Raw genomic sequence first — 13,414 nt, forward strand, 5'->3', positions numbered from 1 at the left:
GGCATGACACAGACCGCCCGATCTCTGACTTTCAAATCGCCCGAAGAAACCGCAGTTTTCGCACGGCAATTGGGAACATCACTGCGCCCGGGCGATGTCGTTCTGCTGGAAGGCTCGATCGGCAGCGGCAAGACGCATTTCGCGCGCAACCTCATTCAGTCATTGATGGCTGAACCCGAAGATGTGCCCTCGCCGACTTTCACTTTGGTCCAGGCTTATGACACGCCATCAGGGGAAATATGGCATTGCGACCTGTATCGCCTGAGCGCGGCGGAAGAAGTTGACGAACTGGGCCTGACGGAAGCTTTTGATACGGCAATCTGCCTTGTGGAATGGCCGGACAAGCTGGGCCTGTTGGCGCCCCGGGGCGCGTTGACGCTGACCTTTGAAACAGACCCTAACAATACTGAATTCCGCCATGTGACCCTGTCTTGGACTGCTCCGAAATGGGTGGAAAAACTGGAGAATACTGCATGACGAACAGGACGGTCCTGGCCGAGGCCCTGATTGCACAAACACCCTGGGCCGAGGCAACACGTACGCCACTTGCAGGCGATGCCTCGAACCGGCGATATGAACGGCTGATTGATCCAACCGACGGGCGCACTGCGGTTTTGATGGACGCGCCACCTGAAAAAAGTGACGATGTTGAACCCTTCGTGCGCGTTGCGGAATACCTCCGATCGATTGGTCTGAGCGCTCCGGAAATCTACGCAGAAGATACCCGGTACGGTTTTCTGTTGCTGGAAGATCTGGGTGATGACCTTTTCGCGCGCGTCCTGAAAAAAGATCCCGACAAAGAACGCGAGTTGTACCGGGCCGCCACCGACGTGCTGCTCCACCTGCATCAGGCGCCTTCGCTGTCCTTGCCGTCTTATGATCCGTCCCTCATGACGGAACTGGCTTCATTGGCCTTCACAAAATATGCGGCCGGTATCCTGGGAACATTTGACGAAGACGCCCTGTCCCGGTTCGAGCACCGGTTCGCGGACATCCTGCATCGTGAAACATCCGGTGCGAAGGTGGTCATTCTCAGGGATTATCACGCGGAAAACCTGTTGTGGCTGCCGCAGCGCGAAGGTGTGAAACGCGTCGGGCTGCTGGACTTTCAGTTGGCCATGCTGGGGCACCCGGCCTACGATCTGGTGTCGCTGCTACAGGATGTACGCCGAGATGTCTCGGCCGGGATCGAAATGCAGATGATCAACCACTACATCTCTGCGTCAGGTATGGACGACCATGATTTCCGCACGGCCTACAGTGTATTGGGGGCCCAGCGAAACCTGCGCATCCTTGGCGTCTTCGCACGTCTGGCGACGGAATATGGCAAGCCTCACTATGTGGACATGATCCCGGCCGTCTGGGCACATCTGATGCGCGACCTTGATCACCCTGCCCTGGTTTCGGTGGCGCCCCTGCTGCACGAAGCTTTGCCCAGGCCCACACCGGAAAACCTGGCCAAGTTGAGAACGCAATGACCGGATCGCCATTTGCCGTAATGCTGTTCGCAGCCGGGTTCGGCACCCGTATGGGCGCGTTGACCAAAGACCGGCCCAAGCCATTGATCGAAGTGGCGGGGCGACCACTGATTGATCATGCGCTGGACCTTGTCAAAGATCTTGACCCTGTCCGTACCGTTGCCAACCTGCATTATCACGCTGATCAGCTCGCAGCGCATCTCGGCCCCAAAGGCGTTCTGCTGTCTCGGGAAGACCCTGAAATCCTGGAAACAGGCGGCGGATTGCGGGCTGCTTTGCCGATGCTGGGCACCGACCCCGTATTCACGTTGAACACCGACGCGATCTGGTCCGGGCCAAATCCTTTGACCCTGTTGCAGAAAGCCTGGGACCCGAGCCGTATGGACGCGCTGCTGATGTGTGTTCCAGTTGCGCGAACCGTTGGTCATATTGGATCGGGTGATTTCACGGCCGAAAAGGATGGACGGATCACGCGTGGTCCCGGTTTGGTTTATGGTGGGGCACAGATCCTCAAGACCGATGGATTGCATTCGTTCTCGCAAACTACATTTTCGCTCAACCTGCTTTGGAACCAGATGCTTGATCAGGGTCGGCTTTTTGCGGTCGAATACCCCGGACGCTGGTGTGACGTAGGCCGCCCCGAAGGTATCGCTCTGGCCGAGGGTTTGCTGGCTGATGTTTGAGTCTGGTACCCTGCCCCGAGTTTTTGCCGTGCCCCCCGGTACGGATTTCCCAAAAGCGTTGGTCGATGGCCTGCGGCAGCGCTGTTCGGGCCCGCCCGAAACTTTGGCGCGGATAGAGTTGGTTCTGAACACAAGACGGATGGAACGGCGTGTCCGCGATCTGTTCAATCAGGGGCCGCCGTGCCTTCTGCCCCGTCTCTCGTTGGTAACGGACCTGGGTGAAAGGGTTGATCTGGCACAGATCCCGCCTGCTATCCCGCCCCTGCGACAACGTCTTGAGTTGACTCAGCTTGTGTCGAAGCTGCTGGAACAACAGCCGGATCTTGCCGCCCGATCCTCGGTCTTTGACCTGTCCGACAGTCTGGCCGCACTGATTGACGAAATGCAGGGCGAGGGCGTGTCGCCCGAGGCGATCCGGCAACTGGATGTCAGCGACATGTCCGGACACTGGGCGCGGGCACAGGCTTTTATCGGCATCGCGGATCATTTCATCGACACCGGCGGGCAGACGATGGATGCACAGGCCCGCCAGCGCCGCGTGGTCGAAAACCTGGTCGCGCGATGGCAGATTGCCCCCCCACAACACCCGGTCATTCTGGCGGGCTCTACCGGGTCTCGTGGCACCACCCTGATGTTGATGGAAGCCATCGCGCGCCTGCCACAAGGGGCACTGGTGCTGCCTGGATTTGATTTCGACCAGCCGGATCACGTTTGGCAGGGGTTGGATGATGCGTTGACGTCTGAAGATCACCCACAATACCGTTTCCGCAAGTTGATGCGCGCGCTGGAACTTGCGCCGGGTCAGATCACCCCATGGACGGATTTTTCAGCCCCCTCACCCGCTCGTAACCGACTGGTATCCCTGGCTTTACGTCCGGCGCCCGTCACTGACGCATGGATGACCGAAGGCCCCAAACTGTCCGATATCAAAGGCGCGACCGACGGCCTGACGCTGGTCGAGGCGCAATCACCCCGCGCCGAGGCATTGGCCATCGCTCTGCGCCTGCGGCAAGCGGCGGAAACAGGACAGACCGCCGCTCTGATCACGCCGGATCGCATGTTGACCCGCCAGGTCAGCGCCGCGCTTGATCGGTGGAACATCGTGCCGGACGACAGTGCTGGCCTGCCGCTGCAACTTTCTCCGCCGGGCCGTTTTCTGCGCCATGTGGCCAACCTGTTCACGCGCCGTCTGGAAGGCGAGACGCTGCTGACCCTTTTGAAGCACCCGCTTTGTCATGACGGCGGTGACCGCGGAAGCCATTTGCTGCTTACGCGTGATCTGGAGCTTGACCTGCGCCGCCACGGCCCGCCCTTTCCTGACAGTGCAAGCCTTACGGCTTTTGCGGTACGCAAAGAAGCCCCGGAAAGCTGGGTCAAATGGGTCGTGCATCACTTCTACGACCAGCAGATCACCAATGAACTGCACCTCGAAGACTGGGTAGAGCGTTTGATCGAACTGGCCGAGGCGATCTCGGCCGGCAGCACGGGTGAAACAGGTACTCTGTGGGACAAAAACGCAGGCCAAAAGGCGCTGGAGGTGCTGAATTCGCTTGGGGCAGAGGCGCAGCATGGCGGCCTGATGACGGCCTATGACTTTGCCGATCTGCTGGGCGCTCTGCTTGCGGGCGAAGAGGTTCGTGACCGCGATGCGCCGCATCCGCACATCATGATCTGGGGCACGCTCGAAGCACGGGTGCAGGGCGCCGACCTGCTGATCCTTGGAGGGTTGAACGAAGGAAGCTGGCCAGAGGCGCCAACACCCGATCCCTGGCTGAACCGGCAGATGCGTGACAAAGCCGGCTTGTTGCTGCCCGAGCGCCGGATCGGCCTGTCTGCGCATGACTTCCAGCAGGCCATCGGCGCACCCGAAGTGTGGTTGACCCGCGCGACCCGCTCGGATGATGCCGAGACGGTTCCGTCACGTTGGCTGAACCGGCTGACCAACCTGTTGCAGGGTTTGCCGGGTCAGGGTGGCCCCGAAGCTCTGGCCAAAATGCGCGCTCAGGGCGAAAAATGGCTGAACTGGTCCGAGGCACTGGAAGATGCGCCGCCTATCGACCCCGCACCGCGCCCATCTCCGCGCCCACCGGCTGCCGCACGCCCGCGCCGACTGTCTGTGACCGAGATAAAAAGGCTGATCCGCGACCCATACGCGATATACGCCAAACATGTGCTTCGACTGAGACCGCTTGATCCACTTGTGCAAGCCCCCGATGCCTTGCTGAGAGGGATTGTTACTCACGAAATCCTCGAGCATTTCATCAAGGACAGCGTCCTCGACAGCGCTTTGCTGACGCGGGAAAACTTCCTGAAACGGGCACACGCCCTGTTGGATCAGCATGTCGCCTGGCCAACCGCCAGAAAACTGTGGCTGGCCCGGCTGGAACGGATCGCGGAGGACTTCCTTGGCGCAGAACTCGCACGCCGGGCTGATGGCGGGCCGGTGGCATTTGAGGCGGCGATGAAGCTGGTGCTGAACCCTCTGGATTTCACCATTGTCGGGCGCGCGGACAGGATCGATTGCAACAGCCGGGGCGCGTTGCGGATCATCGACTATAAAACCGGCGCACCACCCACGGAAAGTCAGCAATCCAAATTCGACAAGCAGTTGCTGATCGAAGCGGCCATGGCCGAGCAGGGCGGGATTGAGGGCCTGGACCCGACAGGCGTGGCCGAAGCCATCTTCATCGGTATGGGTGGCAGCTACAAGGAGGTTGCCGCGCCCTTGGAAAAAGAACCAACCGACAAGGTTCTTGCCGAGCTGAAAGAGTTGATTTCCGCTTATTTAGAGCCTGATCAGGGATTTTCGTCCCGTCGTATGCTGCACAAGGATTCAGATATCGGTGATTATGATCACCTGGCTCGGTTCGGCGAATGGGACCGGACAGCCGAAACATGCCCCGAGGATCTGTCATGAGCCCGCGCAACGATGCAACTGAACGGCAGGTGCAGGCCGCGCGCCCCGATGCCTCGACCTGGCTGGCGGCCAATGCGGGATCAGGCAAGACGCGGGTTTTGACGGACCGGGTGGCGCGTTTGCTGCTGGACGGAGTCCAGCCTCAGCACATCCTGTGCCTGACCTACACCAAGGCCGCCGCCAGCGAGATGCAGAACAGGTTGTTCAAGCGCCTTGGTGAATGGGCAATGCTGGATAACAGCTCTTTGCTGGAACAGCTGACCGATCTCGGTGTACCCGGTGAAATCAGCTCGGACAAGCTGGCGCAAGCACGCACCCTGTTTGCCCGCGCCATCGAAACGCCGGGAGGTCTGAAAATCCAGACCATCCACTCGTTCTGCGCCTCGTTGCTGCGACGATTCCCGCTCGAGGCTGGCGTCAGCCCGCAGTTCACCGAAATGGAAGACCGCGCAGCAGCCTTGTTGCGAGAGGAGATTGTCGAAGATTTCGCCGCAGGCCCTCAGGCCGGGTTGATTGAAGATGTGGCCCGGTTTGTCACGGACACGGGTTTTGACAAACTGACTGCTGCACTCACGCAAAAACGCAATCTGTTTGTGCAGCCGCTTGGGTGGTCCGATCTGCTGCATCGCTTCGATCTGCCCGCCCGCTTTGACGAAACAGCGCTGCTTGGGCGGGTTTTTCTTGGTGGCGAAGTCGACCTGATCCGGTCCATGCTGCCCGCTTTGACCGAAAGCGGTGGCAACAACGCCAAGGCCGCCGCGAAACTGGCCGGGTTCAACGAAGCCAGATTGGCACATTTACCCATGTTGGAAAGCATGTTTCTGACAGGGAAGGGCGCAAAGGAACCCTTCACGGCCAAACTCAACGCTTTTCCGACCAAACCCCTGCGCGAAGGTGTGCTGGCCGACCGGATGCCGCAGCTCGAGGCCTTCATGCTGCGGATCGAAACCGCACGAGAACAGCGTCTGGCGCTGGTCGCGGCGCAGAAAACCGCGGTTCTGCACCGCTTTGCCGCAGCCTTCCTGCCGGAATACGAACGGCGCAAGCAATTGCGCGGCTGGCTGGATTTCGACGACCTGATCCTGCGCGCGCGGCAGGTGTTGAACGATCCGGCAGTGGCCGAATGGGTGCTGTACCGACTGGACGGGGGCATCGATCATATTCTTGTGGACGAAGCACAGGACACCAGCCCCGATCAATGGGACGTGATCGAGAAACTGGCGCAGGAATTCACCAGCGGGGAAGGGGCCCGATCCGGGGTTGAACGCACGATCTTCGTCGTTGGTGACAAGAAGCAATCGATCTATTCCTTTCAGGGCGCCGATCCACAGGCCTTTGACAGAATGCAGGAAGAGTTTGGCCGGAGACTGGCTGAATCAGGCTCTAAACTGTGGGATTCGACGTTGGAATACTCGTTTCGATCCTCCAGCGCGATCCTGACTCTGGTCGATATTCTGTTTGAAAACCGCTCTGATGCCGGGTTTCACAAGGACAGTCAGCACCGTGCATTCAAGGCCGATCTGCCAGGTCGTGTTGATCTTTGGCCCGTTGTCGAAAAGGTTGCAGATACCGAAGACGGGGATTGGACCGATCCGGTTGATCGTCCCGGCGCACGGCATCACACCGTCATTCTGGCCGAAAAGGTTGCACAGTCGATCAAAGACATGATCGAACGGGGTGAGACGATCCCGGAAGATTGCAAACCCGGCCAATTCGTTCGTCGAAAGGTGCAGCCGGGGGATTTTCTGATCCTTGTGCAACGCCGCTCGGACCTGTTTGCCGAGATCATCCGTGCCTGCAAGGCGCTGCACCTGCCCATCGCCGGAGCAGATCGATTGAAAGTGGGCGCTGAGCTGGCGGTCAAGGATCTTGCGGCCTTGCTCAGCTTTCTGGCCACGCCCGAAGACAGCCTGTCCCTGGCGACGGTTCTCAAATCCCCCTTGTTCGGCTGGTCCGAACAGCAGCTTTTCGATCTGGCGCACCGTCGCAAGGAACAGTTCCTTTGGGCCGCACTGCGCAACCGCGCGGAAGAGTTTCCCGAAACTCTGTCGGTGCTGAACGATCTGCGCAGCCAGATCGACTTTCTGCGCCCCTATGATCTGATCGAACGTATCCTGACCCGCCATGACGGGCGGCGCAAGCTGTTGGGGCGGTTGGGGGCGGAAGCCGAAGATGGCATCAACGCGCTGTTGTCCCAGGCTCTGGCCTATGAGCGAACGGATATCCCCAGCCTGACGGGGTTTCTGGTCTGGATGCAGACCGACGATCTGGAAATCAAACGACAGATGAGCGGCGTCGGCAACAGGATCCGGGTGATGACCGTTCATGGCTCAAAAGGGTTGGAGGCGCCGATCGTCATCCTGCCGGACACCGGCAAACGCCAGCCTCCGCGTGATGCCGAGATCATGCTGGCCGGTGGAACACCCTTGTGGAAAGTGTCGGCGGACGCATCACCAAACCTGATCTCGCAGGCGCGGGAAGAGGCGCGCAGCCGTGAGGAAAACGAACGGCTTCGGTTGCTGTATGTGGCTCTGACACGGGCGGAAAAGTGGTTGATCGTAGCGGCGGCAGGCGATTTGGGGAAAGACGGCAACAGCTGGTATCAGATGGTCGAGGCGGCGATGGATCGGGCCGGGGCCGCGCAGGTTCCGGGTTCCAATATCCGCCGCCTGTCCCACGGGGATTGGGACGCGCTGCCCTTGGTCGATCAACCGAACACTGACGTTGGGCCAGTCGATTTGCCGGACATGTTTCACCATCCGGCTCCGGATCCGGTTGCGCCTGCCAGCACGCTCAGCCCTTCGGATCTGGGTGGCCCAAAGGCGTTGCCCGGTGATGCCGGCCTGGATGAAGAGACGGCCAAACTGCGCGGAACCCGCCTGCACCTGCTGCTGGAACACCTTCCGGAGGCAGAGAAAGACCTTTGGCCAGAGCTTTGCGCCCGGTTGCTGCCCGATATGCAGGAAACGGACCGGCAAGAGATATTGAACGAAGCCGCAACTGTTCTGACAGCAGAAGGCTTGCAGCCCGTCTTCGCGCCTGACACGTTGGCCGAAGTGCCCATTGCTGCCGCTCTGAACGGGCAGCGGATGCATGGTGTTGTCGACCGTCTGATCGTATCGGAAACGGAAGTGCATGTGATTGATTTCAAATCAAATGCCACCGTTCCAGACCGCGCGGAAGACTGCCCCGAAGGCCTGTTGCGACAGATGGGGGCGTACGCACAGGCGCTGGCTCAGATCTATCCGGACCACGGCATTCGAACCGCCATCCTGTGGACTCGTACGGCAAGCCTGATGTGGTTGCCACACGATCTTGTGACAGATGCACTGGCCCGCACCCAGATATCTTGACCTTACCCGAAGCGGCACCTACGTTCTGTTCCCAAGTTTACCCCATTCAGGAGACAGAATATGTCGACCGTAGCCGTAACCGACGACACCTTTGACGCCGAAGTCAAGAATTCGACCGTTCCCGTGGTCGTGGATTTCTGGGCCGAATGGTGCGGCCCCTGCAAGCAAATCGGCCCCGCGCTGGAAGAACTGGCAGCCGAGTATGGCGACAAGGTTAAGATCGCCAAGGTCGATGTGGACAGCAACCCGAACGCGGCGGCCGCGATGGGCGTGCGCGGCATTCCGGCACTGTTCATCTTCAAGGACGGTCAGGTTGTTTCCAACCGCGCCGGCGCGGCGCCCAAAGCCGCCCTGCAAAGCTGGATTGACGAATCCATCTGATCTGGTCCTAACAGATTGTCTCGAAGGCGCCTCAGATCGGGGCGCCTTTTTTTTGAAGACATCGGAGACACCAATGGCAAAAACGCGGGTCCTTGTGGAATTCGGGATGGGCACGTCCCTGCGCCGGATGGACTATACCCAGGCGTCACTGCGGGCGATCAAGGATGCGCTTTGGCACAACTCGGTCAACATGGCGGAGCTGTTCGGCTTCCCGAAAGAGGCGATGATCATTGATGCCGAAATCGGGGTTCAGCAACCGGATCAGGTGGACATCGACGCGCTGAAAGCTGTCTTTCCCTATGGTCATCCCAACATCACTGTCACCAAAGGGGGCTTGGACATCGCAAAGCCCCACAGTGACGGGCACACGGTCATTGCCAACGCCGCCCTGATCGTTTCCTTCGACATGGAGCCCGCACAATGAGTGAAAAACGCATCATTCTGGAGATGGGAACAGGCAACGACCTGTACGGCCGGGACTATACCAAGGCGGCCCGCCGCGCGGTGCAGGATGCCTTGCACCATTCATCCATCACGTTGTTTTCGAAACTGGGGATCGACCATTCCGAAATGCGCGTCAGCGTCACGATCGGCGTGCAGGACCCTGAACAGGTGGATTGCAATCTGGTTGCCTCTGATCTGCCGCGGGGCAGGGCCGAGGTTCGCGCAGTCAAAGGTGGGCTTGACGTTGTCGATGAAGAAGCGGGAACGCGGCACGTGGTTGCAACTGCGGCGATCGAGGCATTTCTGCCTGATCTTGCCGGAAAATACGTTCAGGGCTGAACAAAGAAAAAGCCGCTCGGGAAACCGTGCGGCTGTCTTGAATTGGTGATCTGTGGGAACATCAGAGTTCGGCGATGTCTGCGCGGCTCAGGCCGATATCGTCCAACTGAGCGTCGCTGAGTTCCGACAGGAGTTTGCGGGTTTTGCGGGATTCTTTCCATTCGACAACGGTGTTGACGACATTGATGAACGCGTCCACTACGTGCAGGATGGTAGCTGCTCCGAGCGGCGCATGAATGTTAGCTGTGGTTGCCATGTGCGCGGTCCTTTGTGAAGAAACAGCCGACCCGTTGTCGGTTGTGAGCCCCATGTAGTCCCGCATGCCCGGACTCACAATTGCTGGTCCGGTAACCCCGGAATGCGTTTTTTGCATATCTTTTGGGCAATTGAAGAACGGGTTGCGCCAACCTGCGACCCGGCCCATATATACCGCCAGCGAAAACGGAGACGATCATGGCAGACAACGACTTTCCCGGTTGGCACGGCACGACGATCATTGGCGTCAAGAAGGGCGGTCAGATCGTCATAGCCGGTGATGGGCAGGTCAGCCTGGGTCAGACCGTGATCAAGGGCACGGCGCGCAAAGTGCGCCGCCTGTCCCCCGGAGGGTCCGAAGTTGTCGCCGGCTTTGCCGGGTCGACGGCCGACGCCTTCACATTGCTGGAACGGCTGGAGGCCAAGCTGGAGGCGACACCGGGCCAACTTGCCCGCGCTTCGGTGGAATTGGCCAAAGACTGGCGCACCGACAAATACCTGCAAAAGCTTGAGGCGATGCTGATCGTCACGGACGGCAAGGACATGTTCGTGATCACCGGGGCGGGTGACGTGCTGGAACCTGAACACAACGTGGCCGCCATCGGATCCGGGGGCAATTTTGCACTGGCCGCCGCGCGCGCGATGATGGACAGCGACAAGTCGGCGGAAGAGGTCGCGCGTCAGGCAATGGCCATCGCGGCCGATATCTGCGTCTATACCAACGGCAAACTGACGGTTGAGACGATCTCAGGCTAGCAGCGCCGAGATTTCCTTGCCTTTCCAGCGGCGATGCATGCCGATCAGGCCAATGATCGCTGCGATGATCACGACATAGTAGGGCACGCGGATATCGATGCTCATCAATCCGCCCCCTATCAGCGACATGATCCCGCCCGCAAGGCAGAACACCGCGGTTGTCACGCCCATGACCCAGCCCTGATCCGCCTCGCTGACGCTGGAAGAGAAAAGCCCAAGCATGGTGGGGTAGGCGATTCCGAACAGGAAATAGAAGAAAAAGACCGGCACGTAACTGAGCATGCCACTTGGGCTGAAGGCGAATGCGAATCCGCAGATCACCATGACGATGAGTGACGTGTAGATAATCGCATATTTGCTGAACTTCTCCTGCGCGGGTTTCACCAGGAACGTGCTGGAAAAGGCCAGCGCAACGCCGATGACGACCATCGCCATACTGCCACCGATGACTCCGTATCCGAAGGCACTTGTCAGAAAATTGTCGACAAAGACGTAGAAGGTGACATTGGCGATCATGAAGAACGAATAGACCGGCAGGATCTTCAACACGATCGGGTGACCACGCACTGCTGCCAGGCTGTCTGTTATGTCACGGGGACGGAACACAAAGGGCGCGCGATCCGCTCGGGTATCCTGGAAGAAAAACAGGACCAGAAAGATAGCAATCATCACAAGGACAAAAGCGCCGTAAAACGGCGTTCTCAGCGTGGCGAAGCCGCCCAGCAGGGCGGCGTCTGACAGGACCGCGCCGATGATCGGCCCACCCACCAGGCCAAAGCTGACGCCCGTCACGATATAGCCCATGTTCCGGTCCCGGTCAGTCGCGTCGGTGCTGCCGTCGATCATCGCCGCTTGCGCAATGGGTTGGTTGCCCGCAGTAAACCCGGTGATCGAACGCCCGACGATCAGCAGAAGAAGGCTGTTGAGGTAAAGCGCGGCAATCGTCAGGGCATAGCCGGCCAGAGCACCGCCCAGGCACACCAGCAAAGCGTTCTTGCGCCCGATCGAATCCGATACTTTCGAAACATAGACAACGCCCAGAAACCACGACAGGAAAAAGCACCCGATCACGAGGCCATAATAGAAATGCCTGCGCCCCTCGGGCGTGTTTTCGGGCAGAAACCCGGATTTCGTTTCCATGATCAGCGAGTTGATGATGGGAAAGACCAGCCCCTGTCCGATCAGATCCACGAACACCACAAACAGAAGGGTAATCTTGGCAATATTCGTCATGTCTTACGCTCCTGGCCTTCAAACCCTCGATACACCGTAGCAGACGGATCCCGCATTCCCCAAGCAAAGCATTTGCAAACCTGAGCCTGCATTGCTAACCAACACGGCCATGAATACAGGCTTGGTTGTTTTCGCCCGTACCGTGATTACCTAAGCCGCATGACACAAATGCCGACCGAAAGGACCGCCCTTTGACCGACCTGACCCCGCGCGAGATTGTCTCGGAACTGGATCGCTTCATCATCGGGCAGAAGGATGCCAAGCGTGCCGTGGCCGTGGCCCTGCGCAATCGCTGGCGCCGCAAGCAATTGCCGGACGACATCCGGGAAGAGGTCTATCCCAAGAACATCCTGATGATCGGACCCACCGGCGTCGGCAAGACCGAAATCAGCCGCCGTCTGGCGAAACTGGCCCGCGCGCCGTTTATCAAGGTCGAGGCCACCAAGTTCACCGAGGTTGGATATGTCGGTCGCGATGTGGAACAGATCGTGCGCGATCTGGCAGACGCGGCTATCCTGCAAACCCGCGAGTTCATGCGCGAAGACGTCAAGGCCAAGGCGCATCAGGCCGCCGAAGACCGCGTGATCGAAGCCATTGCTGGCGCGGATGCGCGCGAAGGCACGCGCGAGATGTTCCGCAAAAAGCTGAAAGCCGGTGAATTGGACGACACGGTGATCGAGCTGGAACTGTCCGACACCTCGAACCCGATGCCGATGTTTGACATTCCGGGGCAGCCGGGCGGTCAGATGGGCATGATGAATCTGGGCGACATTTTCGGCAAGGCCTTTGGCGGACGCACCGTCAAGAAACGCCTGACCGTCGCCGAAAGCTATGATTTGCTGATCGGGGAAGAAGCCGACAAGCTGCTGGATGACGAAACCGTCACCCGCACCGCGCTGGAATCCGTCGAACAGAACGGCATCGTATTTCTGGATGAGATCGACAAGGTCTGCGCCCGTTCCGACGCACGCGGCGGCGATGTCAGCCGGGAAGGGGTGCAACGCGACCTTCTGCCCTTGATCGAGGGAACCACAGTCAGCACCAAGCACGGTCCGGTCAAAACGGACCATATCCTGTTCATCGCCTCGGGTGCGTTTCACATCGCCAAACCGTCGCATCTGTTGCCGGAATTGCAGGGGCGCCTGCCGATCCGTGTCGAACTGCGCGCCCTGACCGAAGAAGATTTCGTGCGCATCCTGACCGAAACCGACAATGCCCTGACATTGCAATACACGGCGTTGATGGGCACCGAGGACGTGACCGTCAGCTTTACCGAGGACGGCATCGCGGCATTGGCGAAGATCGCGGCTGACGTGAATCAGAGCATCGAAAACATCGGCGCGCGGCGGCTCTATACGGTCATGGAACGGGTTTTCGAAGAACTGTCCTTCGCTGCACCGGACAAGGCCGGTACGAAAATCACCGTTGACGCGCAATTCGTCAGTGACAATCTTGGAGAATTGACCAAGTCCTCTGATCTGAGCCGTTACGTTCTGTAACACGGCCAGCCGTTTTTTGCCGTTGTTCTCGACTTGCCATGCTGGACGTTAGGCAAGAATAGGATAGCGTGTCCAC

11 protein-coding genes and 1 pseudogene are annotated in these 13,414 nt (G+C 59.3%); 10 read left to right on the plus strand and 2 right to left on the minus strand.

What is annotated here, in order from left to right:
• The first annotated feature begins 3 nt into the window (after nt 1-3).
• The 8 genes and pseudogenes from tsaE to AC2FF8_RS12035 all read left to right on the plus strand — a co-directional run bounded on the left by tsaE (nt 4) and on the right by AC2FF8_RS12035 (nt 9,595).
• A complete protein-coding gene (gene tsaE / locus AC2FF8_RS12000; RefSeq protein WP_496879795.1) occupies nt 4-477 on the plus strand; it encodes a tRNA (adenosine(37)-N6)-threonylcarbamoyltransferase complex ATPase subunit type 1 TsaE in 474 nt (157 codons plus the stop codon).
• On the plus strand, nt 474-1,478 hold the full coding sequence (locus AC2FF8_RS12005) for an aminoglycoside phosphotransferase family protein (RefSeq protein ID WP_496879796.1): 1,005 nt from the start codon (nt 474-476) through the stop codon (nt 1,476-1,478). The genes tsaE and AC2FF8_RS12005 overlap by 4 nt, the downstream gene beginning before the upstream one ends.
• Nucleotides 1,475-2,161: a nucleotidyltransferase family protein gene (locus AC2FF8_RS12010; protein ID WP_496879797.1), complete on the plus strand. Its 687-nt coding sequence runs from the start codon at nt 1,475-1,477 to the stop codon at nt 2,159-2,161. The genes AC2FF8_RS12005 and AC2FF8_RS12010 overlap by 4 nt, the downstream gene beginning before the upstream one ends.
• Nucleotides 2,154-5,078 carry a double-strand break repair protein AddB gene (gene addB / locus AC2FF8_RS12015; protein ID WP_496879798.1) on the plus strand — a complete coding sequence of 975 codons (2,925 nt, stop codon included), beginning with the start codon at nt 2,154-2,156 and terminating at the stop codon, nt 5,076-5,078. Before AC2FF8_RS12010 ends, addB begins: the two co-directional genes overlap by 8 nt.
• Nucleotides 5,075-8,431 carry a double-strand break repair helicase AddA gene (addA, locus tag AC2FF8_RS12020; RefSeq protein WP_496879799.1) on the plus strand — a complete coding sequence of 1,119 codons (3,357 nt, stop codon included), beginning with the start codon at nt 5,075-5,077 and terminating at the stop codon, nt 8,429-8,431. The genes addB and addA overlap by 4 nt, the downstream gene beginning before the upstream one ends.
• 51 nt (nt 8,432-8,482) lie before the next feature.
• Nucleotides 8,483-8,812: pseudogene (gene trxA / locus AC2FF8_RS12025) on the plus strand (thioredoxin); the annotation flags it as partial.
• A gap of 73 nt (nt 8,813-8,885) precedes the next feature.
• Complete coding sequence (locus AC2FF8_RS12030; protein WP_257599675.1) at nt 8,886-9,236, plus strand: Lin0512 family protein; 351 nt, start codon at nt 8,886-8,888, stop codon at nt 9,234-9,236.
• Entirely contained in the window at nt 9,233-9,595 is a 363-nt protein-coding gene (locus AC2FF8_RS12035) for a Lin0512 family protein (RefSeq protein ID WP_496879800.1), read from the plus strand. The genes AC2FF8_RS12030 and AC2FF8_RS12035 overlap by 4 nt, the downstream gene beginning before the upstream one ends.
• Before the next feature lie 61 nt (nt 9,596-9,656).
• On the opposite strand, the gene AC2FF8_RS12040 is transcribed toward AC2FF8_RS12035, so the two are convergent.
• Complete coding sequence (locus tag AC2FF8_RS12040) at nt 9,657-9,851, minus strand: DUF1127 domain-containing protein (RefSeq protein ID WP_170345875.1); 195 nt, start codon at nt 9,849-9,851, stop codon at nt 9,657-9,659.
• A 197-nt stretch (nt 9,852-10,048) separates the two neighbouring features.
• On the opposite strand from AC2FF8_RS12040, the gene hslV reads away from it, so the two are divergent.
• Nucleotides 10,049-10,606 (plus strand): ATP-dependent protease subunit HslV, encoded by a 558-nt coding sequence (hslV, locus tag AC2FF8_RS12045; protein ID WP_170345873.1) that lies wholly within the window; start codon nt 10,049-10,051, stop codon nt 10,604-10,606.
• Here the strand turns inward: hslV and AC2FF8_RS12050 are convergent.
• Nucleotides 10,598-11,839, minus strand: a complete 1,242-nt coding sequence (locus AC2FF8_RS12050) for an MFS transporter (protein ID WP_496879801.1) — start codon at nt 11,837-11,839, stop codon at nt 10,598-10,600. The genes hslV and AC2FF8_RS12050 overlap by 9 nt on opposite strands.
• A 191-nt stretch (nt 11,840-12,030) precedes the next feature.
• Here AC2FF8_RS12050 and hslU point away from each other — a divergent pair, with 191 nt between their 5' ends.
• Nucleotides 12,031-13,338, plus strand: a complete 1,308-nt coding sequence (hslU, locus tag AC2FF8_RS12055) for an ATP-dependent protease ATPase subunit HslU (protein WP_496879802.1) — start codon at nt 12,031-12,033, stop codon at nt 13,336-13,338.
• Nucleotides 13,339-13,414: the final 76 nt, after the last annotated feature.

This window comes from Ruegeria sp. YTSA144, from assembly GCF_059610125.1.

Coding starts and splice junctions, on each gene's coding strand:
- tsaE (WP_496879795.1), top strand. CDS start 4: ATGACACAGACCGCCCGATCTCTGACTTTCAAATCGCCCGAAGAAACC.
- AC2FF8_RS12005 (WP_496879796.1), top strand. CDS start 474: ATGACGAACAGGACGGTCCTGGCCGAGGCCCTGATTGCACAAACACCC.
- AC2FF8_RS12010 (WP_496879797.1), top strand. CDS start 1,475: ATGACCGGATCGCCATTTGCCGTAATGCTGTTCGCAGCCGGGTTCGGC.
- addB (WP_496879798.1), top strand. CDS start 2,154: ATGTTTGAGTCTGGTACCCTGCCCCGAGTTTTTGCCGTGCCCCCCGGT.
- addA (WP_496879799.1), top strand. CDS start 5,075: ATGAGCCCGCGCAACGATGCAACTGAACGGCAGGTGCAGGCCGCGCGC.
- AC2FF8_RS12030 (WP_257599675.1), top strand. CDS start 8,886: ATGGCAAAAACGCGGGTCCTTGTGGAATTCGGGATGGGCACGTCCCTG.
- AC2FF8_RS12035 (WP_496879800.1), top strand. CDS start 9,233: ATGAGTGAAAAACGCATCATTCTGGAGATGGGAACAGGCAACGACCTG.
- AC2FF8_RS12040 (WP_170345875.1), bottom strand. CDS start 9,851: ATGGCAACCACAGCTAACATTCATGCGCCGCTCGGAGCAGCTACCATC.
- hslV (WP_170345873.1), top strand. CDS start 10,049: ATGGCAGACAACGACTTTCCCGGTTGGCACGGCACGACGATCATTGGC.
- AC2FF8_RS12050 (WP_496879801.1), bottom strand. CDS start 11,839: ATGACGAATATTGCCAAGATTACCCTTCTGTTTGTGGTGTTCGTGGAT.